Below are 21605 nucleotides of genomic sequence, written 5' to 3'. Positions count from 1 at the left end.
GGTGACGGGGACCGAGGGGCGATGGGCTGCCGTGCCTCATGAGCACTGACGGGAGCACCGCCGGGCGCGCGGACCAGGTCCGTGCCGCGCTCGCGCGCCTGGCCCGGTTCACCTGGCGCAGGCTGCGGGGGGAGTGGCACGCCGTCGTCGTCGACCCGGTGGGCCTGCTCGCCCGGCGTGGGCCGTCCGGGCTGTTACTGGCGTTCGTCGCCGCGTTCGGCGTCATCTTCTGCCACGACGTCGCGCAGCACCCCACCGGAGCGCTGTGGGTCGAGCGGTTCGGCGGCGTCAAGGCCGACCTGCCGTTGTGGCTGTCCCTGTTGCGCACCCCCGTGTCGCTGTACGTCCCGGCGCTCGATCTGCCGGTGTGGGCGGGCATCATCCAGCTGTTCCTCGCCTTCGCCCTCGCCGAGCTGACGCTCGGCCGGGCCCGGACCCTGGCGCTCGCCTACGGCACCACCCTGGTGGGCACGCTCACCGCCCGCCTGATGATCGCGCTCGGCCCGGGCTGGTGGGGGTTCGGACTGCCGCCCGCGTGCGGCAAGGTGCTCGACACCGGGCCGTCGGTGGCCGTGGTGGGCCTGTTCACCTATCTGGCGGTCGTCCGGCGCGCACCCGTGATGTTCACGCTGACCGGCGGCTCGATGGTGTGGGAGTCCGTCGCGGTGCCGAACCTCGCCGGACGCGAGCACCTGATCGCGGTGGGCGCCTCGATCGTGCTGAGCCTCCTGCCACGCCGCCGGGAGCGGCTGCGGTCCTTCGTGGGCTCATGGCCGGCGACGCGGACCACCGAGCCCGCTCCGTCGGAAGCCGTGCCGGTACCGGTTCCCACGCGTCCGGACCACCCCCGGTCGGCGCATCCCGCCCCCGAGGCCGACGTGACCGCCCTCGAGCGCCGGGCCGGCGGCGTGCCCGGAGCCGATGTCAGCCGATGGTGACCTTGAGGATGCGGTCCTTGCCCGTGCCGTTGCCGCTCGTGCCCAGCCACAGCCGGTCGGCGCCCGGCACCTTGGCCAGTGCGCGCAGCCGGCCGTAGGCACCGTTGTAGTAGGACGTCGCGGGGCCGATGCCCACGCCGCTCGCGTCGATCGGCAACCGCCACAGTCGCTTCCCGAGCAGCGTGGTGACGTAGATGGCGTTGTCGACGATCGCGACCTGGGCGGGCACGCCCCCGTCCTCCGGCTTCCAGACCATCTTCGGGTTGGTCGTTCCCGCGGTGGAGCAGGGTCCCTCACAGGTGGGCCAGCCGTAGTTCCCGCCTTTCGAGAGGAGGTTGAGCTCGTCCCACTTGGTATGGCCGATGTCGGCCGCCCACAGCCTGCCCCGGGCGTCCCACGCGAGGCCCTCGGGGTTGCGCAGGCCATAGCTGTACACGCGGTTGCCGAAGGGGTTGCCGGGTGCCGCGGCACCGCTCTTGGTGATGCGCAGGATCTTCCCGTTGAGGGAGTTCTTGTCCTGCGCCAGGCTGCTGTGATGAGCGTCGCCGGTGGTGACGTACAGGTATCCGTCGGGGCCGAAGGCGATCGTGCCGCCGTTGTGGTCCCCGCCTCTCTTGATGCCGCTGAGCACGACGGTGTAGCCGCTGAGCGAGGTGCCGTCGAAGCGCATCTTCACGACCCGGGTGCCGTCGGCGACCGTGTGGACGAAGAACACGTCCTTGTCCGTCGTGCCGTTCCAGGTCGGTGAGGGGGCCACGCCCAGCAGCCCGCCGTCCGCCATCGCGGGGCCCGGGTCCGGCCGGACCGTGTTCGGTACCGTGCCCACCTTCTTCTTGGAGCCGTCGGACTTCACGAGCCACACCGCGGACGTGTAGCGCTCCGTCACCAGCGCGTTCTTCGTCTTCGGCAGGAAGGAGATGCCCCAGGGATTCGTCAACTTGTCGGCCAGAGTGCTGATGCCCGACGGGCCACCGCCCTCCTGGGACGCGCCGCGCCAGGCGTCCCCACCGCGGGGGGCGGACTGCGCGGCCGCGACCGGCGACTGGAGCAGGGCCGCGGCCGCCATCGCCGTGACGGCGGTCAGAGCGGGTATACCCGGACGGACTCGATACAGCGCCCGACGTGCCCGACGTGACATCTGGTTGCCTTTCCTGCCGTGGGGGGAGGGAACCGCGTCCCTTCGAGGAGTATTGGGCGCTCGTCGAGACAGGAGCCACCTGGACTGACCCATCCTGCTGAGGGAGGCAGGCCCTCACTGGCATGTCCGGACCACGTCAATGTGACGCTTTTCGCACTTCGACACGTGCGGGCAACCCCTAATGTTGCCGCGACGTACGGCAAGGCATGGCTGACACCATGGTGTTCGTCGCCGGCAGGCAGCTGAAGGGAATCCAGGATGTTCCGCAAGGTGCTGGTCGCCAACCGTGGAGAGATCGCGATCCGCGCGTTCCGGGCGGGCTATGAACTCGGCGCGCGCACGGTCGCCGTGTTCCCGCACGAGGACCGCAACTCGCTGCACCGGCTGAAGGCCGACGAAGCGTATGAGATCGGCGAACCGGGACATCCCGTGCGGGCCTATCTCTCCGTCGAGGAGATCGTGGGCGCCGCACGCCGGGCGGGCGCCGACGCCGTCTACCCGGGTTACGGATTCCTGTCCGAGAACCCCGAACTCGCCCGCGCCTGCGAGGAGGCGGGCATCACGTTCGTCGGGCCGAGCGCGCACACGCTGGAGCTGACCGGCAACAAGGCCCGCGCGGTCGCCGCGGCCCGGGCGGCGGGCGTACCCGTACTGGGCTCGTCCGAGCCCTCCACCGACGTCGACGAACTCGTCCGCGCCGCCGAGGAGATCGGCTTCCCCGTCTTCGTCAAGGCGGTCGCGGGCGGCGGCGGGCGCGGCATGCGCCGGGTGGAGGAGCCCGCCCAGCTGCGCGAGTCCATCGAGGCCGCGTCCCGCGAGGCCGCGTCCGCGTTCGGCGACCCGACCGTCTTCCTGGAGAAGGCCGTCGTGGACCCGCGCCACATCGAGGTGCAGATCCTCGCCGACGGCGAGGGCAACGTCATTCACCTCTTCGAGCGAGACTGCTCGCTGCAGCGCCGCCACCAGAAGGTCATCGAACTGGCGCCCGCACCCAACCTCGACCCGGCGCTCCGGGACCGGATCTGCGACGACGCCGTGCGCTTCGCCCGCGAGATCGGCTACCGCAACGCGGGCACCGTCGAGTTCCTCCTCGACCGTGACGGCAACCACGTCTTCATCGAGATGAACCCGCGCATCCAGGTCGAACACACGGTCACCGAGGAGGTCACCGACGTCGACCTGGTCCAGGCCCAGCTGCGCATCGCCTCCGGCCAGACCCTCGCCGACCTCGGCCTGTCCCAGGACACCGTCACCCTGCGCGGCGCCGCCCTGCAGTGCCGGATCACCACCGAGGACCCGGCCAACGGCTTCCGCCCGGACACCGGCCGGATCAGCGCCTACCGCTCGCCCGGCGGCTCCGGCATCCGCCTCGACGGCGGCACCACCCACGCGGGTACGGAGATCAGCGCGCACTTCGACTCGATGCTGGTCAAACTGACCTGCCGGGGCCGTGACTTCAGGGCCGCCATCGGGCGCGCCCGGCGTGCCGTCGCCGAGTTCCGCATCCGCGGTGTGGCCACCAACATCCCGTTCCTGCAGGCGGTCCTGGACGACCCCGACTTCCAGGCCGGCCGGGTCACCACCTCCTTCATCGAGCAGCGCCCGCACCTGCTCACCGCCCGCAGCTCCGCCGACCGCGGCACCAAGCTGCTCACCTACCTCGCCGACGTCACCGTCAACAAGCCGCACGGCCAGCGCCCGGACCTCCTCGACCCGGTCACCAAGCTGCCGCCGCTGCCCGCAGGCGAGCCTCCGGCCGGCTCCCGGCAGCGACTGGTCGACCTCGGCCCCGAGGGCTTCGCCCGGCACCTGCGCGAGTCGCCGACCATCGGCGTCACCGACACCACCTTCCGCGACGCCCACCAGTCGCTGCTCGCCACCCGGGTACGCACCAAGGACCTGCTCGCCGTCGCCCCGGTCGTCGCCCGCACCCTGCCCGAACTGCTCTCCCTGGAGTGCTGGGGCGGTGCGACGTACGACGTGGCGCTGCGCTTCCTCGCCGAGGACCCGTGGGAGCGGCTGGCCGCCCTGCGCGAGGCCGTCCCCAACATCTGCCTCCAGATGCTGCTGCGCGGCCGCAACACCGTCGGCTACACCCCCTACCCCACCGAGGTCACCGACGCCTTCGTACAGGAGGCCGCCGCCACCGGCATCGACATCTTCCGGATCTTCGACGCCCTCAACGACGTCGGCCAGATGCGGCCCGCCATCGACGCCGTACGCGAGACCGGTACCGCGATCGCCGAGGTCGCGCTCTGCTACACGGCCGACCTCAACGACCCCGCCGAGCGGCTGTACACCCTCGACTACTACCTGCGCCTGGCCGAGCAGATCGTCGAGGCCGGCGCCCATGTCATCGCCGTGAAGGACATGGCCGGACTGCTGCGCGCCCCGGCCGCCGCCAAGCTGGTGTCCGCGCTGCGCCGCGAGTTCGACCTGCCGGTCCATCTGCACACGCACGACACGGCGGGCGGCCAGCTCGCCACCTACCTCGCCGCGATCCAGGCGGGCGCGGACGCGGTGGACGGGGCGGTGGCCTCCATGGCCGGCACGACCTCGCAGCCGTCGCTGTCGGCGCTGGTCGCCGCCACCGACCACTCCGAGCGGCCCACCGGGCTCGACCTCCAGGCTGTCGGCGACCTGGAGCCGTACTGGGAGGGCGTCCGGAAGATCTACGCCCCGTTCGAGGCGGGTCTCGCCTCCCCGACCGGACGCGTCTACCACCACGAGATCCCGGGCGGCCAGCTCTCCAACCTGCGTACCCAGGCCGTCGCCCTCGGCCTCGGCGACCGCTTCGAGGACATCGAGGCCATGTACGCCGCCGCCGACCGCATCCTGGGCCGCCTGGTGAAGGTCACCCCGTCGTCCAAGGTGGTCGGCGACCTCGCCCTGCACCTGGTGGGCGCCGGAGTCTCCCCGGCGGACTTCGAGGCGACCCCCGACCGGTTCGACATCCCCGACTCGGTCATCGGCTTCCTGCGCGGCGAGCTGGGCACCCCGCCCGGCGGCTGGCCCGAGCCGTTCCGCACCAAGGCCCTCCAGGGCCGCGGCGAGCCCAAGCCGGCCCCGGAACTGTCCGCCGAGGACCGCGACGGGCTGGCGAAGGAGCCCCGGGCGACCCTGAACCGTCTGCTGTTCCCCGGTCCGACCCGCGAGTTCGACACCCACCGCCAGAGCTTCGGCGACACCAGCGTCCTGGACAGCAAGGCCTTCTTCTACGGCCTGCGGCCCGCCAAGGAGTACGCAGTCGACCTGGAGCCGGGCGTGCGGCTGCTGATCGAGCTGCAGGCGGTCGGCGAGGCCGACGAGCGCGGCATGCGCACCGTGATGTCCTCGCTCAACGGCCAGCTGCGGCCCATCCAGGTCCGTGACCGGGCGGCCGCCTCGGACGTGCCGGTGACCGAGAAGGCCGACCGCGCGAACCCGGGCCATGTGGCGGCGCCGTTCGCCGGTGTGGTGACGCTCGCGGTCGCCGAGGGCGACGAGGTCGCGGCCGGTGCGACGGTCGCCACCATCGAGGCGATGAAGATGGAGGCCACGATCACCGCGCCCAAGGCGGGCCGGGTGTCCCGGCTGGCCATCAACCGGATCCAGCAGGTGGAGGGCGGCGACCTGCTGGTCGAGATCGCCTGAGACACCGCTCGCCGCGGCCGGGGGACACCACACCCGGCCGCGGCGAGCGCGCAGCGGGCTAGAGACGGCCGAAGAGCTGCCGCAGACGGGCCAGGAGCAGATTGGGGTCCCGCCTGGTCGAGTACGCTGCGCCGGGCACGTAGACGGTCCGGCCCCGTACGGCCACCGAGGTCGGGTTGGACAGCCCGTCCTGACGGGTGAGGAGCACCGAGTGGGTGCCGTCCCGGCGCGCCAGAACCAGCTCGCTGGAGCCGTTCAGTGCGGCCAGCGCGCTGCTCCCGTGCCCGGGGAAGGTGAAGTCGTCGATGCCGGCGAGCCCGGTGGCCCGAGTCTCGACCGGGCCCGCGGAGCCGTCCGGGGCGAAGGGGAACCGTAGCAGCGTCCCGCGGTCGCTGTTGGACACCCACACCGCGCCGCGGTGCACCTTGATGCCGTTGGCGCCGTACCCGGAGCCGGGCGGCACCGGGTGTGGGTCGAGTCGTGTGCCCCGCGCCCACACGGTGGGAGTGCCGCCCGACCGGGGGACGCGCCAGACGGTGCCCAGCGCGGAGTCGGCGGCGTAGAGCATGCCGTCGCGCCCGTCGAGAGCCAGGCCGTTGGGCAGTCCGTCCGGCGGCAGTTGGGCGATCTGCCGGGGCGCGCCACCGTCGGCCGGGATCCGCCAGATGCCGGTCTCCCGGGTGCCGGTCGCGTAGTTGACGTAGAGCGTGCCGTCGTACCCGCGGGCGATGCCGGTGACGACGGCGCTGCGCACGACGGGCGTGTTCGGACGGGCCACGGCCGGCAGGGTCGCGAGGATCCGGGTGTCGCCGTCGAGCGTCACGTGGGCGACCTGCCGGGCGAGGGCGAAGGTGAGGTCGGCGGAGCCGTCGGGTTCGAGCGCGATGTTCTCGGGCGTCTGCCCGGCGGCCAGGCCGAAGTGGGCGACGACGCGGACATCGGTGAAGGTCGGCTCGTGGCCGCTGGCGGGCGCCGCCGCGATCAGGCCGAGCGCGAGCGCGGCGGCGGCCGCACCGGCCGGGCGGGGGAGTCGGGGCATGTGACCTCTCTTCGTACGGCGCGCGGGGCGCCGGAGTGCGGGGTCACACAAAGATGGCCGGGTGCCGGTCACCGGGCAGGGGAGCCGGGCCGCGGGGTCGCCCGCGCGGCCCAGGACATGGCGCCGCGAGCGACCCGCGCGGGTGACGGGCCGCGGGTGGTCAGTCCCAGAGCGGATAGGTCATGACCTGCTTGAAGCCTTCCGGCCGGGCACCCTCGTAGATGAGGCTCATCCGGGTGTAGTGCTCGACGTCCGGGTGCTTCGTCCACGGCCGTGGACGGTCCAGCCGGACGGTCACCCGGTACGAGTGGAAGGTGCCCGCCGCGCAGTACGGCTTGCAGTCGTTGACCGCGTTCAGGCCCACGGCGGTCGCCGCTTGCGAGCCCCACTGCGACCAGTGGAGCCCGAGCAGGCGGCTGTTGCCGTCGCCGCAGGCCAGGATGAAGTCGGCCGGGCGGACGTGGCGGTTCCAGAAGCAGTCGACCAGTACGGGCTTCGGGGGATCGGCCTTCGGTGCCGTGGCGGGTGGGCTCGCCGAGGCCGTGGTCATGGCCGCTGTCAGCAGGGCCCCTGCCGCGAGGGTGACCGCCGTTCCCACCACTGATCCGCGCATGGTCGCTCCCACCCGTCGTGCCGTGTCCGACCGCGTGCATCTCGACGCTACGACCGTCCGCCCCGTTGCACCAGTCGCGCAGGTCGCGCCGCGTGTCACCCGTGCCGGACGGTCAGCCCGTAGAAGGCGACCCGGGCCCCGTTCGTGGTGCTGTCCGAGGAGGACTGGTTGTAGGAGCCCGCCTTGAAGTACTGCTTGTAGGGCGAGAACGACGACGGGATGCCGTAGCGGGTGGTGGTGCCGTTGACGGTGAGCTCGATGGTGTTCCCGCCGGAGACCGCGATGGTGTAGGTCCACGTCTTGCCGATCGACACGTGTCCCACGGTGTGCGGGGTCTGACCGCCGGACGGCGAGTTCTCGGTGCCGAGCACGATGTCGCCGTTCGCGTGGTAGTACAGCTCCAGCAGCGGCTTGGTGGAGGAGCCGCCGGAGCCGAGGTGGATCTGGCCCACGCACACGTTCTTGGTCACCGAGACCACCCGCAGGGTCGCGCTCATCCGGTGCGAGCCGCTGAGCGGCCAGTCGGCGGGGCTGCCGTTGCGGTTCATCTCGCGCAGCTCGGAGCGGGCGTAGTTCGAGTTCGGCGTGGTCACGCCCTTCTCGGGCGCCCAGAAGGTCATCGCTCCGTCGCGGGTGTCGGTGTAGAAGTACGCGTCCTGGTAGCCGTTCGCCCCCTGCAGCCGGGACGAGGGGACGGTGGTCGGGGAGCCGGGTGAGCCGACGGGCTCCTGGAGCTGCCATACGGACAGGTCGAAGTTGCCGCCGGGCGCGACATGCGGGTCGGCCGCGTCGGCGCTGCCGCCGAGGGCGGTCAGGGCGAGCGCCAAGCCCGCGGCGGTCGTGGTCGCGAGGAGCCGGGAGCGGGTCATGTGGGGGGCCTTCCGCCGGAAGGATGCGTTCAGGCGTTCAGCCGTCGAGTCGTTCAGCATGATGAACGCTGAACGCATCCTTGGTCATCGGTGACCCGTGAAGCTAGAGGTCTGAACCAGACACGTCAAGGGGTTCAGCAGGCGCCCTCGTCCTGCCACGGACCCCACTCGGAGGCACCGGGCACCTCGTTCTGGGTCCACCACTTGGCCTTCCAGTTGTGCTTGTTGTACGAGACCTCGTTCCCGGAGGTGTACACCGCCGTCGAACTCCAGGCGGTCTTGCAGGACGTCGGGGTCGGCGTCGGAGTGGGTGTGGGGGTGGGTGTGTTGGTCGGCGGGGTGACCCCGGCGAACTTCACCGAGTACTTCGCGAAGTCCCAGGAGTTCTGGGTCACGCTGGAGCAAGTGCCTGACGTGCGGCCGCCGTTGTCGGCCGGCGTGCACTGGCGGTCGCGGTTGAGGGACCAGAAGGTGAACCGGTCCATGTTGTGGCTGGTGGCGTAGTCCAGCACGGTCTGGAAGTCGGCCTGGGTGAAGTACTCGCCGGTGTCGCTGCGGCCGTTCATGCCGGAGAAGCCCTCGTGGGCGTAGGCGGTCGCCTGGTCCCAGCCGAAGGTGGACTGCAGGATCGAGTTGAAGTTGGTCAGCGCGCCGGTCTGGCTCGCAGCACCGTTGAAGCCGCCGTCGAAGGGCATGATGGAGAAGTTGTTCGGGGTGAACCCCTGCGACTTGGCCTCCAGCAGCATCTGCTTGCCGAACCAGCCGGTGCCGTCCGCCGTGCCGGCCGTGGTCACGGACACGTACAGACCCGGGTTGTTCTGCTGCAGGATCTTCGCGGCGCCGATCTCGTTCCTGATCGCCGCGCTGTTCTCGTACTCCGGCTCCTCCAGGTCGAAGTCGATGGCGTGCAGCCCGTACTTGGTGATGACCTGCTGGTACGCGGCCGCCGTGGAGGCGGCGTCCGAGCAGGCCTGCCCGAGCTTGGTGCCGCCGTACCCGCCGATGGAGACGGAGACGTCACCGCCCTTGGCCCGGATGGTGTCGATGACCGCCTGGACCGCCGTGTCGGAGGAGACCGCGGCCGTGCCGCCCCAGGTCGGGGAGCATCCGCCGCCGTTGGGCGCGAGGACGAAGGCCAGCTGGAAGGCCTTGAGGCCGGTGGCGTCCATGATGGTGGCCGCGTCCGGCGGGTCGTTGTCCAGCGGCATCAGATACGGGGCGGCGGCGTACCAGCGGTTGCTGAGCGCGGTGGTCGCGCCCGAGGCGCTGCCCGCGGCGAGCGCGGCCGTGCCCGCGGCGGCGAGCGTGACGGCCGCCGCCGCGCTCAGACATGCGTGAAGACGTCTCACCGGGTGCCTCCAGAGGGTGGGGGTGGGGAGTGGCCCCACCCTCCGGGAGCTGTTGCGGCCACGTCAATAAGTTGGACTAGACCAACTTGGTCTTTGGACTAGACCATACGATTTCTTTACCTCGCATCGACCAGGTGCACGGTGAAGCCGCGATCGAGCGGCAGACTCGGCGTGTTGACCGTCGTCACGTGGGTGTCCGCGTCGAACGACCAGGCGGAGTCCGGCAGTTGTCGCCCGTCGAGGAGGACGTGGTCGGGCGCCGTGTCGCCGTGCACCGTGAACCGGTACGTCCGCGCGTCCACCTTGCCCGCGTAGTCGCCCTTGCTCGCGCCGACCGAGACGGTCGTCCCCTCGGCGCCGGCGTGCACCGACACGCGCTGGGCGGCGGCCGCGCCCTCGGCGAAGTCGCGGGTCACGCCGTCGTCCTCGTACAGCGTGTAGCGGCTGGTGCCGTGGGCGGACGGATAAAGATCCCAGTCCAGCTCGTGCCGGTCGCGGGTCTGCCAACTCGTCGTGCCACTGGGCCACATGGGGACGATCGCACCCTCCCGCACGAACAGCGGCAGGGTGTCGAGCGGGGCGTGGTAGCCGTTCAGGGTGGTGGGCCCCTGGTAGGTACGGCCGGTCCAGTAGTCGGTCCAGGTGCCCTTGGGCAGGTAGATGCCGTCGCGGGTGTCGGAGTCCTGGTAGACCGGGGCGACGAGGAAGTCGCGGCCGGACAGGAACTCGTACTTGGCCTGCGCGCCCAGTGTGTTCGGGTCGTCCGGGTACTCCAGCCAGAGCGGGCGCACCGCGCCCACGCCGGTCTTCGCCGCCTCGGCGGACAGGGTGTACATGTACGGCAGCAGCCGCTCCTTGAGCTGCAGGTACTTGCGGTTGACCGAGGTGTACGGCTCGCCGTCCCGCCACGGCTGCTGGTCGGCGGGCTTGCCGGTGGTGATGTCACTGGCCCAGCCGTCCATCGTCATGATCGCCGGCAGGAACGCCTTCCACTGCAGGTCCCGGGCGTACATCTTGGCGTCGTGCCGGTAGATGCTGCCCACGTCACCGGTGTTGTAGGCGATGCCGGACATGGTGGCCCCGGCGTAGGTCGGGATCTGCCAGCGGATGTAGTCCCAGGACAGCTTCTGGTCGCCGCTCCACAGCACGCCGCACCGCTGGGCGCCCGCCCAGGAGACCGGCAGCCACACGAAGCCGCGCGCGTCGCTGTTGTCCTCGATGCCCTTCTTCGCCGCGTCGCAGGCGTCCAGCGCGAACTTGTAGCCGTTGCCGACCCAGGCGACGTCCAGCTTGGCCACCCGCTGGCCCGCCTTGACCTGGTCGGCGAGCTTGTCGATACCGTCCTGCGTCCACAGACCGAGCTGGGCGTTGTGGTCCTGCAGACCCTTGGCGGTCTGCTCCAGGTTCTCGTACCCGCAGCCGTAGCCGTCGTTGACCAGCATCCAGCCGAGCGGCATCTGGTTCTCGGTGTAGCCGTCGGCGATCTTCAGGGCGTCCAGGGTGTGCCGCTCGCCCCGGTTGGCGTTGTGCAGATAGCAGTCCGAGTCACCGGGTTCGAGACCGTAGACCGGAGGCATGAAGGGCTTGCCCACCAACTCCGTGTACTTCCCGATGACCTGCTTCGCGTCGCCGAGGAAGTAGTAGGCGTCCAGGCGCCGTTCCTGCTGCCCGGTGGTGACCGGCGAGCCGAAGGTGTACACGCCCGGCGCGAAGGTGTTGCGGAGGACGCCGTAGCCCGCGCTGGAGAGGTAGAACGGCTGGGAGTTGTTGTAGCCGCCCTCGTTCCAGTCGAAGCTGTTGGCCACGTACATGGTCTGCCCGCGGTGCGAGAAGCTGCCGTTCTGCTCGCCGCCGCCGAAGAACTGCTCGTCGGCACCCCGCGTGAGGCTCTGCCGCATCCCGCCGGTGGACCAGCGCAGCGGCTTGTCCTCCTGCCAGATCCTGGTGCGGTTGTCGGGCTTGTACAGTCCGAACCGCAGCGGCTTCTTGTACACGCGCAGCACGGCTTCGGGGGAGCGGATGCCGTAGTAGTCGCCCGCGTCGAAGGACGAGGTGTGCCGCTGCAGCGCGGGCTCCTTGCGCACGATGGCCGTGCCGGCCGGATCGCTCAGCGAGCCCGACGGGTCCGCCTGGAGCCGGAGCCGACCTCCCGTCAGGAAGTCGGCGCGGGCGGTGAGCGCGCCCGCGCCGATCTTGTAGCTCCCGTTGCCGCCCGAGAAGGACGTGAGATCGCCGGCGTCCGTGGTCGCGGGCAGATAGGCCGTGCCCGTGAAGGAGTTGTCGTGCACGTCGTACGGCACGACCAGGACGTGGTACGTCCCCGACGCGCGCGGGATCACCGTGGCCTCGGGGTCGGCGGTGCCGGCGCTGGACGCCACCTGCTTGCCGTGGTCGTCGTAGACGTACAGGTCGAAGTCGTCGGAGGGCTTCTCCCACTTGATCGACAGCGGTACCCCGCCCTCGGGGTTGTCGTCCCAGTAGCCGTCCGGCACCGAGACGGTCAGGTCGAAGCGGTCGCAGACCTTGCTGTCGGGGTCGCCGGCCGCACCGGGGCAGCTCTCGGGGCCGCCGCCGGTGCCCTTGGCGTAGACCGGGCTCTGCCAGTCGACGCTCCTGTGGGCGGAGTCGAGTACGGCGCCGGCCGCTGTCGCGGCGGCCGCGGCGGGTGCCGGGGCGGTGAGCACGGTACCGGCCAGGGCGGTCGCCAGCCCCAGCGGAACCCAGGCCGGCCACGGCACGCGGTGTCGGATTCTTCGCACGGCGGAACAGCTCCCATCGCACCATCGCGGATTGACTGTCCTTGCGTTTCTGCTCGGAAGCGCTCGAAAAGAGGTTCAATCGAGCAACTTCACGCACGAAGCCTCGGGGTTGACGCAGGTTCATGTCAATACGGCGGTGCGGATCACGGCCGGACACGACGAAGGCCGGCCCCACCATCCACAGGGGCCGGCCTTCGTGTCGGTGACGCTCAGCCGGTGTTCTTCCGGAGCACGATCTGGGTCTGCGTGGTCTGCCCTACCAGCCGGTCCCGGTCGTCGTGCAGGTCCGTCTGCACCACCAGCAGGGTGCCGCCGAGGTGCAGGGGGCGAGCCGTGGCGCGGACGTGGCCGGCGGTGACCGCGCGCAGGAAGTTGGTCTTGGACTCCACCGTCGAGGTGCCGGACGCCCCTTCGGGCAGGTTCAGGTAGGCGCACACGGCACCGACGCTGTCCGCGAGCGCCATCAGCGCTCCGCCGTGCAGCGCACCGCCCGCCGTGCAGACATCCGGTGACCAGGCCAGGCTCCCGACGGTGCGCTCGGCCGTGGCCTCCCGCAACTCGATGCCCAACCCGGCCGCGAACGGCATGACGGCCAGCAGATCACCGGGCTTGGGGACGACCGGCTCGGAGGGGGACATGAAGTACCGCCTTTCGTGGGTGCCTTGGTGCTGCGAAGGTGATCCACTGTGGTGCCGCCGGGCAGGGTGCGCCAGTCAGTCCTCGGACGACTCCTGGATCACGGCCAGGGTCAGCACACCGCCCCCGATGCCCCAGCCGCCGTCGGCGACCTCCTCGACCAGGACCAGCGTGGTGGCGCGGGCGCGCTCGCCGTAGATCTCGGCGTACAGCTCGGTGGTGCGGGTGACGATCAGTTCCTTCTGCTTCTCGTCCAGGCTTCCGGCGGGGACCTTGAAGTTCGCGAACGGCATGGTGGATCTCCTTGGTCGACGGGGTGTCAGAGCGAGCTGCCGGCAGTGAGCAGGTCCTCGAGTCCGGCGCGGCGGAAGAAGTCGACGCGGATCCGGTCGGCGACCGCGGACACGACCTCGCTGCCGTCGCGGCTCGGGTCGACGTGGGTGCGCAGCGGCCGCCGGCCGGCGGGCAGGTCCACCAGGCGTACGACCGCCTCGGCGACCTCGGCCACGTCCGCGTCCGGCGGGACGAGCGCCCCGAGCCGCTGGTCCAGGCCCGCGAGCAGGCTGCCGTAGCGGTCGTCGTAGGCGGCGGCGCGCCCGGTGTCGGCGGGCGCGCCCGCGTGCGCGAAGTGGTTGGTCCCGGAGGTGAAGGCGCCGGGGACGACGATCGCGGTGTCGATGCCGAACCGGACCAGCTCGGCGGCGTAGCCGACCGCCAGCGCGTCCATCGCCGCCTTCGCGGCGAAGTACGGTGCCAGGAACGGCGGGCAGCCGCCCCGGGTGCTGGAGCTGCCGATCCACAGCAGCAGGCCCTGGCCGCGCTCCCGCAGGTGGGGCAGCGCGGCCCGGTTGACGCGCTGGGCGCCGAGCACGTTGACGTCGTACAACTGGGCCAGTTGCTCGGGGGTGAAGGCCTCGGCGGGTCCGGTGACCATGTGGCCCGCGTTGTGCACGAGCACGTCCAGACGGCCCTCGGCGGCCAGGACCCGGGCGACGGCGGCGTCGGCGGAGTCCTGGGAGGTGACGTCGAGGTCGACCGCGTGCAGGGCCACGCCGTGCTCGGCCGCGTACCGGTCCAGTTCGGCCACGGCCGGCGCGTTGCGGGTGGCCGTCTGCCGGATGCCCGCGTGGACGGTGTGACCGGCGTCGGCGAGCGCGCGCACGGTCAGCGCGCCGAATCCGCTGGAGGCGCCGGTGACCAGGACGGTCAGGGGAGTGTCGGTAGTCATGATTCCTCGCAGGGAAAGGGAGCGGGCGGAGGGGGTCAGACGATGCCGCCGTTGGCGCGCACGACTTGCCCGTTGACCCAGTGGCCGGCCGGGGAGGCCAGGAAGGCCACCACCTCGGCGATGTCGGCGGGCGTGCCGAGCCGCTCCAGCGGGGGCTGGGCGGCCAGCTTCGCGACCGTCTCCTCGTCCTTGCCGTCCAGGAACAGATCGGTGGCCGTGGGCCCGGGAGCGACGGCGTTCACGGTGACGTCCCGGCCGCGCAGCTCACGGGCCAGCACCATGGTCATCGCCTCGACCGCTCCCTTGCTGGCGCTGTAGGCGCCGTAGGCCGGGAAGGACAGGCCCACCACGGAGGTGGAGAAGGCGATGAACGAGCCGCCCCGGCGCAGGGTCCGGGCCGCCTGCCGGGCGACCACGAAGGTGCCGCGGATGTTGGTGCGGTGCATGGCGTCCAGTTCCGCAAGGTCCAGCTCGGCGATCGGCGCGAGGTACATCCGCCCGGCCGCGTGGACCACGACGTCGACTCCGCCGAACTCACGGGCGGCCGTCTCGAACAGCTCGGCGACCTGCTCTTCGTCGGCGACGTCGGCCCGGACGGCGACCGCACGGCCGCCGGCCGCGGTGACGTCCTTGACGGCGGCCTCGGCCAGGTCGCGGTTGCCCGCGTACCCGACCACCACGGCGTAGCCGTCGGAGGCGAGCCGGGTCACCGTCTCGCGGCCGATGCCGCGGGAGCCACCGGTCACGACGGCGACACGGGAGGCTGCGAATTCCTGCGTGGACATGGGGACTCCTGAGCGCTGGAGGGGTTGGTTCCTGGTTGCGCCTCCAGCCTGGGCCGCGGTCCGTGCGGCAGCCACGGCTCACCTCACCCTGGGGTCGGCAACCCCTGGTTACGCGTCGCGGCAGGGGTGACCATGGGGGCGTGAACCACTCGGAGCTCGCCGCCTTCCTGAAGTCCCGCCGTGACCGGGTCCGTCCCGCCGACGTCGGCCTGCCCGCCGGGCCCCGCCGCCGGGTCCCGGGACTGCGGCGCGAGGAGGTCGCGCAACTGGCCGGGCTCTCCGCCGACTACTACACCGAGCTGGAGCGCGGCCGCGGCGCCCAGCCCTCCGCACAGGTGCTGGCCGCACTCGCCCGTGCCCTGCGGCTGAGCGCCGACGAACGCGACCACCTCTTCCACCTCGCCGAGCGCCCCGTGCCGACCGCCCACAGCACCGCGGCACACGCCCAGCCCGCCCTGCTCGGGCTGCTGGACCGGCTCGCCACCACCCCCGCGCAGATCATCAACGACCTGCACGAGACCCTCGCCCAGAACCCGCTCGCCCTGGCGCTCCTCGGCCCGCCCCCGGCCACCCGGGGCCCCGAGGCGAGCTTCGTGTACCGCTGGTTCACCGACCCCGCCGCCCGCGCCGTCTACCCCGTCGAGGACCACCCGCACCACTCCCGGGTCTTCGTCGCCGACCTGCAGGCGGTCGCGGCCCGCCGGGCCAAGGACGCCGAGGTCGCCCGCATGGTGGTCGCGGTGCGCCGCCGCAGCGAGGAGTTCGCCGCGCTCTGGGAGCAGCGGGATGTGGCCCTTCGCCGCACCGACCACAAACGGATCGTCCATCCCGCGCTCGGCGTCGTCGAACTCGACTGCCACAACCTGTTCAGCGAGGACGGCCGCCAGCGCCTGCTGTGGTTCAGCGCCCCGCCCGGCACCGAGGGCGCCGCACAGCTGGAACTGCTGTCGGTGATCGGCACCCAGGACCTGACGGCGGGTGCGGACCGTTCGGAGCACCGGCCGGGCTGAGGAAAGGGGGGCGCACAGTTCACGCCATGCGTCCTGACTCGTCACGGATGTCCGCGGACCCGTGGCGGACCATCCGTCGCCTGAGGCACCCTTGACAGTGTGCGTACGGTTTCGCGACGTTTGAGCACTGGCGCACGGCGGGGAGTCGGAGTCAGCGGAAGAGATGGCAGGACGCGCCCGACGCGTCATGGGGGGGGAGCGGTCGCCCATGCGATCCATGAGCCACGGTCCACACGATGGTCCACACGCCTTGCCGGTCTGTGCCGAACGCGACAGATCACTCGCGGAGCCGGCGGAAGGGCGGTCGAGCTGACGTGGAGATCACGATCCACAGACCCGGTGACCTGACCTCCGCGCTGCGCGCCGCCTGGCACCGGGCGATGGACGAGTCGCCCGAGTACGCCAACCCCTTCCTGGCACCGGAGTTCACCATCGGGGTGGGCCGTCAGCGGGGCGGGGCGCGGGTGGCGATCCTGCGGGAGGACGGGGAACCCGTCGGTTTCTTCCCGTACGAGAGAGGGCCCTTGGGCACCGGCCGGGCCATCGGACTCGGGCTGTCCGACTGCCAGGCCCTGGTGCACCGGCCCGGCGTCACCTGGGACGCCGCGGATCTGCTGCGCGCCTGCGGGCTCAGCATCTTCGAGTTCGACCATCTCGTCCAGGAGCAGCGGCCGTTCGCCCCGCATGTCACCGGCACCTTCGCCTCACCGGTGATCGACGTGAAGCCCGGTGACGGCAGCTATGCGCAGTGGCTGCGCGGCGCCTATCCGGGGCTGGCCAAGACGACGCTGAAGAAGGAACGCCGGCTCGGGCGGGACATCGGCGAGGTGCGGTTCGAGTTCGACGAGCGGGACCCGCGGGCCCTGCGCACGCTCATGGAGTGGAAGTCCGCCCAGTACCGCCGGACGGGACGCATGGACCGGTTCTCGCGGCCCTGGATCGTGGACCTGGTGGACCACCTCTTCCATGTCCGCGAGGAACACTTCACCGGGGTGCTGTCCGTGCTGTATGCCGGGGACCGCCCGGTCGCCGCCCACTTCGGCCCGCGCTCCAGCACGGTCCTGGCGGCCTGGTTCACCGCCTACGACCCCGAACTGCAGTACTACTCGCCGGGGTTGATGATGCATCTGAGGACCGCCGAGGCAGCCGCCCGCAACGGGGTGACCCTGGTCGACCTGGGGCGCGGCGACAAGGAGTACAAGGACTGGCTCAAGACCCGTGAACTGCGGGTCGGCGAGGGCTTCGCGGCCCGGACCCACCCCGTGGCCATGGCGCAGCGACTGTGGCGCAGACCGGTGCGCGGCCTGCGCAACACGGTCCTCGCCCATCCCCGGCTGCGCGAGCCCGCCGACCGCCTGCTGAAGGCGGCGGGCCGACTGCGCACCCAGGGCCTGTCGGGCGCGTCAGGTCGCAGGGAGTGACGCGGAGGGACGCCACCCGCCGCCTGCTGCCCCGGAAAATCGCGGGCCGGACCGTCAGCTACTGGCAGGTTCTTGTCAAAAGTGCGTCAAGTTCCGGATGATCCTCCGTCCGCGTGGTCGGGTCTCCTGCGACGGCAGTCGATGCCCCTCTGGGAGGTCCCCGTTGTCCTTGCCGACCCGCAGAAGACGGTGGTTCACCGTCTGCGCGCTCACCGCGTCCGCCGCGCTCGTCGCGATACCCCCGTCCGCCGCCTCCGGCCGCGGCGGCGTCAGCCCCTTCGGCGTCCGCACGCTCGACCGACTCGCCAAGGAGCGGGTGCAGTCGGTGGGTGCCATGTCGCCGCACCTCAAGGCCGATGACGACGACGGCAACGAGGCGGACGAGATCGCCGAGGGTGCCGACCAGTACGCGGAGGCCCGCACCTCACCCGGTGTCGTCGCACCGGGCGCGTACGGCGCCGCCTGGCGCGGTCTTCGGAACCTGCCGAGCACGGACGGCAGGTGGCGCAACATCACCGACCTGCCGTACAACTCCGACGACCCGCGCTACCGCGACATCGACTCCAACTCCAGTGGCGGCTCGGGCAATGTGACCGGCCGGATGGCCGCGATCGCGGCCGACGACAGCGGCTACGTCTACGCGGGCAGCGCCGGCGGCGGGGTCTGGCGCTCGCGCAGCGGAGGCGGCCACTGGCAGCCCATCAGCGACCGGCTGCCGGCGCAGTCCACCGGCGCCCTCGCCCTCGACGGCGCGGGCCGGCTGTGGCTGGGCACCGGCGAGGCCACCACCAACGCCGACGCCTACCTCGGCAGCGGTGTCTACGTCCTGTCCCACCCGCACCACGGCACGTTCTCCCCGCGCCGCCGGGTCGGCGGCGACGAACTGGAGAGCACCACCATCCACGAGCTGCGCTTCGGCGGCGGCAAGGTGTGGGCGGCCACCAGCGAGGGCGTCTGGAGCCACTCCACGAAGAAGCTGAGCGGCCCCTGGAAGCTGGAGTTCGCGCCCAACCCCGACTATCTGCCGGGCGGTTCCAAGGCCGGCGACCCGAGCGCCCCGTACAAGAACATCGCCAACGACATCGCCATCGACCCCAAGGACCCGTCCAAGGTGGTCCTGGCCGTCGGCTGGCGCAGCGGCGACGACTACAACGGCTTCTACACCCGGACCGACGGCACCTGGACGCGGATCACCGGTGGCCTCGGCGACCTGCCCGGCGATGCGGACAACGTCGGCAACGTCACCTTCGCCCGCTCCTCCGACGGCTCCCGCTACTACGCCATCGAGCAGTCTCCGGAGCAGCTGAACACCAACCCGGACAGCGGTCTGGAAGGCATCTTCGTCTCCAAGTCCGGTTCTCCGACCGGCCCCTGGACGAAGATCGCCGACTACAAGGGACTGGCGGCCGACAACTCGGCGCTGACCTCGGCGGGTTACATGCCGGGCGTCCAGGCCTGGTACAACCAGTTCCTCACGGTGGACCCGAGCGACCCGCAGCACGTCTACGCCGGTCTCGAGGAGGTCTACGAGACCAAGGACGGCGGCACCAACTGGTCCACCGTCGGCCCGTACTGGAACTTCACCTTCTCCTGCTGGAGCATCGACCCCGCCAAGCAGACCGGCGACTGTCACCAGACCACCCACTCCGACCAGCACGGCGTGGCGATCGGCCGCTACCACGGCAAGAGCTTCGTGTACGTCGGCAACGACGGCGGTGTCTACAAGCGCCCGGCCGACGGCTCCCAGGACGCCTCCGGCCACGCCACCGACTGGACCTCCCTCAACGACGGCACCATCGACACCCTCCAGTACTACTCCGTCGGGATCGGCAAGGACCTCGACCACGGAGGCCTGTCCGTGACCGGCGGCCTGCAGGACAACGGCCAGTCCGTCCTGCGCGGCAATGACAAGGTGATGGGCTCCAACTTCGGCGGCGACGGCGGCGACACCCTCACCGATCCCGCCAACGGCTGCGACATCGCCCAGGAGTACGTCTACCTCGCCGTCCAGGTCACCCAGAACTGCGCGGTCAACGACGGCAGCTGGACCACCGACGCGAGCAAGGCCACGTCGTACGGTGTCGCCCCGCCCGACAACGCCACGAGTGAGGCCCGCTTCATCGCCCCGCTCGCGACGGACCTGAAGAACGGCTCCACCTGGATCGCCGGCGGCCGCCACATCTGGGTGCAGACCCACGGCTACGCCATCCGCAGCGGCTCCGAGTGGACGAGCGTGCACGACTTCGGCGCCGGACGCGTCGCCACCGCCGTCGCCGCCTCCGGCGGGAAGATCTACGCCGCCTGGTGCGGACCGTGCAACAACCAGGGCTTCGCCCGTGGCATCGCCGTCGGCAACGCGGACGGCACCGGCTGGCACGACATCACCCTGCCGGTGGACGGGACCGTACCCAACCGCTACCTCAGCGGCTTCGCCGTCGACCCGAAGAACGCCGACCACGTCTTCCTCGCGGTCAACGGCTTCTCCCGGCACTGGACCGAGGGCCCGGGCGCGGGCGTCGGCCATGTCTTCGAGTCCACGGACGGCGGCACCACCTGGAAGGACGTCTCGGCGAACCTCCCGGACGTGCCGACCGACTCCGCCCTGGTGACGGCGGACGGCGGCCTCGCCGTGGCCACCGACCTCGGCGTCGTCTACCGGGCACCGGGCCGTACGACGTGGCAGCGCGTCGGCGACCTCCCCGCCGTCGCCGTCCTCCAGCTGAAGACGAGCCCCGACGGCGGCACCCTGTACGCGGCCACCCACGGCCGGGGCATCTACACCGTCAGGCTCCGCGACCTCGACTGAGCCACGCGGACGAGTGAGGAACGGGTGACCCCGCTGACCCTGGGGTCACCCGTTCTGCGCATACGGCACCACGTTCACGTCCAGCGTGAAGACGCCCCGCGGGGCTCCCGCCACGTCCGGCGCCTTCGCCGAGACGGTGACCCGGGCGGCACCGCCCCGGGTGCCCGCACAGCGCAGGGTGGCGTGCGCGGTGCCGTCCGGGTCCACCTGCCAACCCGAGACCAGGACGAGGGCAGGCGCAGAACTCACCACGCCGGTCCACCGCTTGTCGTCCAGCCGTGGCCGCAGAAGCAGTGTCATCACGGTGCCGGGCCGTACACACAGCCCCCGGACCCGGTCACCGGGGGAGACGGTGACCTCCACGTGCCCGGCGGCGCAGCTTCCGGCCGACGCGGAGGATCCCGTCGTGGGCGTGGCCCCGCCGCCGGACGATTCGGTGGCGCGTGCCGGGGACGACGGCCGTGGTGAGTCGCTCCCGGACGCCGCCGTACCAGCCGCCCCGCCCCCGCCGGCCGACGCCCCGCACCCCGCCAGCACGACGACCGCGGCCGCCACGCACCCACCGGCCCACCACCGCATGCCCACACCTCCCGGCCCCGTGTACGCCTCCCAGGATGCCCCCGACTCAGTCGCCCTGCCGCACCGCCCGGCCCACCTCCGTGCGCAGCGCCACGAAACCGGGCAGGCTCCGCGTGCCGATCTGGTCCCGCTTGCCGGGCAGGTCGACCGGCAGGTCTCGCACGACGCGGGAGCCGGGGCCGGCGGAGAGGACGACGACACGGTCACCGACGTACACGCTCTCGTCGATGTCGTGGGTGACGAACACGATGGTCGTGCCGTCGGCGTGATGCACTTCGAGGAGCAGGTCCTCCAGGTCCTCGCGGGTACGGGCGTCCAGGGAGCCGAACGGCTCGTCCATGAGCAGCAGGGAGGGGCGGCAGACCAGCGCGCGGGCGATGGCGACGCGCTGCTGCATGCCGCCGGACAGCTGCCGAGGATGCCGGCGGGCCACCCCGTGCAGGCCGACGCGTTCCAGGATGGCCTCGGCCTCGGCGTGCCGCGCGGCCCGGCCGAGGCCACGGCGCCGCAGCGGCAGGGCCACGTTGTCGCGGACGGTGAGCCAGGGCAGCAGCGAGCGGCCGTACTCCTGGAACACGACCGCGAGCCGGTCGGGCACGCCGGTCACCGGTGCGCCGTCGATCGTGACGGTGCCCTCGTCCGCGGGCAGCAGTCCGGCGATGGTCCGCAGCAGTGTGGACTTTCCGCAGCCCGACGGCCCGACCACGCACAGCAGTTGGCCGTCGGGCACGGTGAGGTCGACGCGGTCCAGTACGAGGTGGTCACCGAAGCGGCGGGTCATCGAGTCGAGGCGCAGCATCCG

The 21605-nt window shown here is 71.6% G+C and carries 17 protein-coding genes; 5 read left to right on the top strand and 12 right to left on the bottom strand.

The genetic code is table 11. The features are described from left to right. Nucleotides 1-38 precede the first annotated feature (38 nt). Nucleotides 39-938, top strand: coding sequence for a hypothetical protein (locus ACIF83_RS20160; RefSeq protein ID WP_393478183.1), 900 nt, complete (start codon nt 39-41; stop codon nt 936-938). On the opposite strand, the gene ACIF83_RS20155 is transcribed toward ACIF83_RS20160, so the two are convergent. Continuing rightward, on the bottom strand, nt 925-2004 hold the full coding sequence (locus ACIF83_RS20155) for a PQQ-dependent sugar dehydrogenase (protein ID WP_399728576.1): 1080 nt from the start codon (nt 2002-2004) through the stop codon (nt 925-927). The two genes, ACIF83_RS20160 and ACIF83_RS20155, sit on opposite strands and share 14 nt — an antisense overlap. 330 nt (nt 2005-2334) lie before the next feature. Here ACIF83_RS20155 and ACIF83_RS20150 point away from each other — a divergent pair, with 330 nt between their 5' ends. Then, entirely contained in the window at nt 2335-5709 is a 3375-nt protein-coding gene (locus tag ACIF83_RS20150; RefSeq protein WP_393478188.1) for a pyruvate carboxylase, read from the top strand. A gap of 58 nt (nt 5710-5767) precedes the next feature. Here ACIF83_RS20150 and ACIF83_RS20145 read toward each other — a convergent pair whose 3' ends face one another. From ACIF83_RS20145 to ACIF83_RS20105, 9 genes are all read right to left on the bottom strand, one after another. Then, entirely contained in the window at nt 5768-6748 is a 981-nt protein-coding gene (locus tag ACIF83_RS20145) for a hypothetical protein (RefSeq protein WP_393478190.1), read from the bottom strand. Between the two features lie 160 nt (nt 6749-6908). After that, nucleotides 6909-7361, bottom strand: coding sequence for a hypothetical protein (locus tag ACIF83_RS20140; protein WP_386577553.1), 453 nt, complete (start codon nt 7359-7361; stop codon nt 6909-6911). Nucleotides 7362-7456: 95 nt separating this feature from the next. Further along, on the bottom strand, nt 7457-8230 hold the full coding sequence (locus tag ACIF83_RS20135; protein WP_399728571.1) for a polysaccharide lyase family 7 protein: 774 nt from the start codon (nt 8228-8230) through the stop codon (nt 7457-7459). Between the two features lie 134 nt (nt 8231-8364). Next, on the bottom strand, nt 8365-9579 hold the full coding sequence (locus ACIF83_RS20130) for a chitinase (protein ID WP_399728568.1): 1215 nt from the start codon (nt 9577-9579) through the stop codon (nt 8365-8367). Between the two features lie 116 nt (nt 9580-9695). Further along, nucleotides 9696-11867 carry a TIM-barrel domain-containing protein gene (locus ACIF83_RS20125; protein WP_399728826.1) on the bottom strand — a complete coding sequence of 724 codons (2172 nt, stop codon included), beginning with the start codon at nt 11865-11867 and terminating at the stop codon, nt 9696-9698. A 680-nt stretch (nt 11868-12547) separates the two neighbouring features. Next, nucleotides 12548-12976 (bottom strand): PaaI family thioesterase, encoded by a 429-nt coding sequence (locus tag ACIF83_RS20120; protein WP_398139906.1) that lies wholly within the window; start codon nt 12974-12976, stop codon nt 12548-12550. A gap of 75 nt (nt 12977-13051) precedes the next feature. Next, on the bottom strand, nt 13052-13267 hold the full coding sequence (locus tag ACIF83_RS20115) for a tautomerase family protein (protein ID WP_393478199.1): 216 nt from the start codon (nt 13265-13267) through the stop codon (nt 13052-13054). 26 nt (nt 13268-13293) lie between these two features. Further along, a complete protein-coding gene (locus ACIF83_RS20110) occupies nt 13294-14202 on the bottom strand; it encodes an SDR family oxidoreductase (RefSeq protein ID WP_399728563.1) in 909 nt (302 codons plus the stop codon). 35 nt (nt 14203-14237) lie between these two features. Beyond that, nucleotides 14238-14987: an SDR family oxidoreductase gene (locus ACIF83_RS20105; RefSeq protein ID WP_399728560.1), complete on the bottom strand. Its 750-nt coding sequence runs from the start codon at nt 14985-14987 to the stop codon at nt 14238-14240. Between the two features lie 140 nt (nt 14988-15127). Between ACIF83_RS20105 and ACIF83_RS20100 the strand changes: the two genes are divergently transcribed. The 3 genes from ACIF83_RS20100 to ACIF83_RS20090 all read left to right on the top strand — a co-directional run bounded on the left by ACIF83_RS20100 (nt 15128) and on the right by ACIF83_RS20090 (nt 20224). Continuing rightward, the gene (locus tag ACIF83_RS20100; RefSeq protein WP_399728557.1) at nt 15128-15997 is read left to right on the top strand and encodes a helix-turn-helix transcriptional regulator; all 870 of its coding nucleotides are present in this window, start codon (nt 15128-15130) and stop codon (nt 15995-15997) included. Between the two features lie 314 nt (nt 15998-16311). Further along, a complete protein-coding gene (locus tag ACIF83_RS20095) occupies nt 16312-17418 on the top strand; it encodes a GNAT family N-acetyltransferase (protein ID WP_393478208.1) in 1107 nt (368 codons plus the stop codon). Between the two features lie 163 nt (nt 17419-17581). Then, a complete protein-coding gene (locus ACIF83_RS20090; RefSeq protein ID WP_393478211.1) occupies nt 17582-20224 on the top strand; it encodes a WD40/YVTN/BNR-like repeat-containing protein in 2643 nt (880 codons plus the stop codon). 45 nt (nt 20225-20269) lie between these two features. On the opposite strand, the gene ACIF83_RS20085 is transcribed toward ACIF83_RS20090, so the two are convergent. Together ACIF83_RS20085 and ACIF83_RS20080 are read right to left on the bottom strand one after the other, a co-directional pair. Beyond that, a complete protein-coding gene (locus ACIF83_RS20085; RefSeq protein WP_399728552.1) occupies nt 20270-20803 on the bottom strand; it encodes a hypothetical protein in 534 nt (177 codons plus the stop codon). Nucleotides 20804-20849: 46 nt separating this feature from the next. Beyond that, on the bottom strand, nt 20850-21602 hold the full coding sequence (locus ACIF83_RS20080) for an ABC transporter ATP-binding protein (RefSeq protein ID WP_393478215.1): 753 nt from the start codon (nt 21600-21602) through the stop codon (nt 20850-20852). Nucleotides 21603-21605: the final 3 nt, after the last annotated feature.

Source organism: Streptomyces sp. NPDC085866 (assembly GCF_044541035.1).
In the GTDB taxonomy this organism is placed as follows: Bacteria; Actinomycetota; Actinomycetes; order Streptomycetales; family Streptomycetaceae; genus Streptomyces.
Note: the sequence above shows the minus strand (reverse complement) of the source record. Positions and strands in the feature narration are given on the sequence as shown.

Bases quoted from the DNA above. Each gene is read 5' to 3' on its own strand.
- ACIF83_RS20160 (WP_393478183.1), top strand. From the start codon at position 39: ATGAGCACTGACGGGAGCACCGCCGGGCGCGCGGACCAGGTCCGTGCC.
- ACIF83_RS20155 (WP_399728576.1), bottom strand. From the start codon at position 2,004: ATGGCGGCCGCGGCCCTGCTCCAGTCGCCGGTCGCGGCCGCGCAGTCC.
- ACIF83_RS20150 (WP_393478188.1), top strand. From the start codon at position 2,335: ATGTTCCGCAAGGTGCTGGTCGCCAACCGTGGAGAGATCGCGATCCGC.
- ACIF83_RS20145 (WP_393478190.1), bottom strand. From the start codon at position 6,748: ATGCCCCGACTCCCCCGCCCGGCCGGTGCGGCCGCCGCCGCGCTCGCG.
- ACIF83_RS20140 (WP_386577553.1), bottom strand. From the start codon at position 7,361: ATGCGCGGATCAGTGGTGGGAACGGCGGTCACCCTCGCGGCAGGGGCC.
- ACIF83_RS20135 (WP_399728571.1), bottom strand. From the start codon at position 8,230: ATGACCCGCTCCCGGCTCCTCGCGACCACGACCGCCGCGGGCTTGGCG.
- ACIF83_RS20120 (WP_398139906.1), bottom strand. From the start codon at position 12,976: ATGTCCCCCTCCGAGCCGGTCGTCCCCAAGCCCGGTGATCTGCTGGCC.
- ACIF83_RS20115 (WP_393478199.1), bottom strand. From the start codon at position 13,267: ATGCCGTTCGCGAACTTCAAGGTCCCCGCCGGAAGCCTGGACGAGAAG.
- ACIF83_RS20110 (WP_399728563.1), bottom strand. From the start codon at position 14,202: ATGACTACCGACACTCCCCTGACCGTCCTGGTCACCGGCGCCTCCAGC.
- ACIF83_RS20105 (WP_399728560.1), bottom strand. From the start codon at position 14,987: ATGTCCACGCAGGAATTCGCAGCCTCCCGTGTCGCCGTCGTGACCGGT.
- ACIF83_RS20085 (WP_399728552.1), bottom strand. From the start codon at position 20,803: ATGCGGTGGTGGGCCGGTGGGTGCGTGGCGGCCGCGGTCGTCGTGCTG.
- ACIF83_RS20080 (WP_393478215.1), bottom strand. From the start codon at position 21,602: ATGCTGCGCCTCGACTCGATGACCCGCCGCTTCGGTGACCACCTCGTA.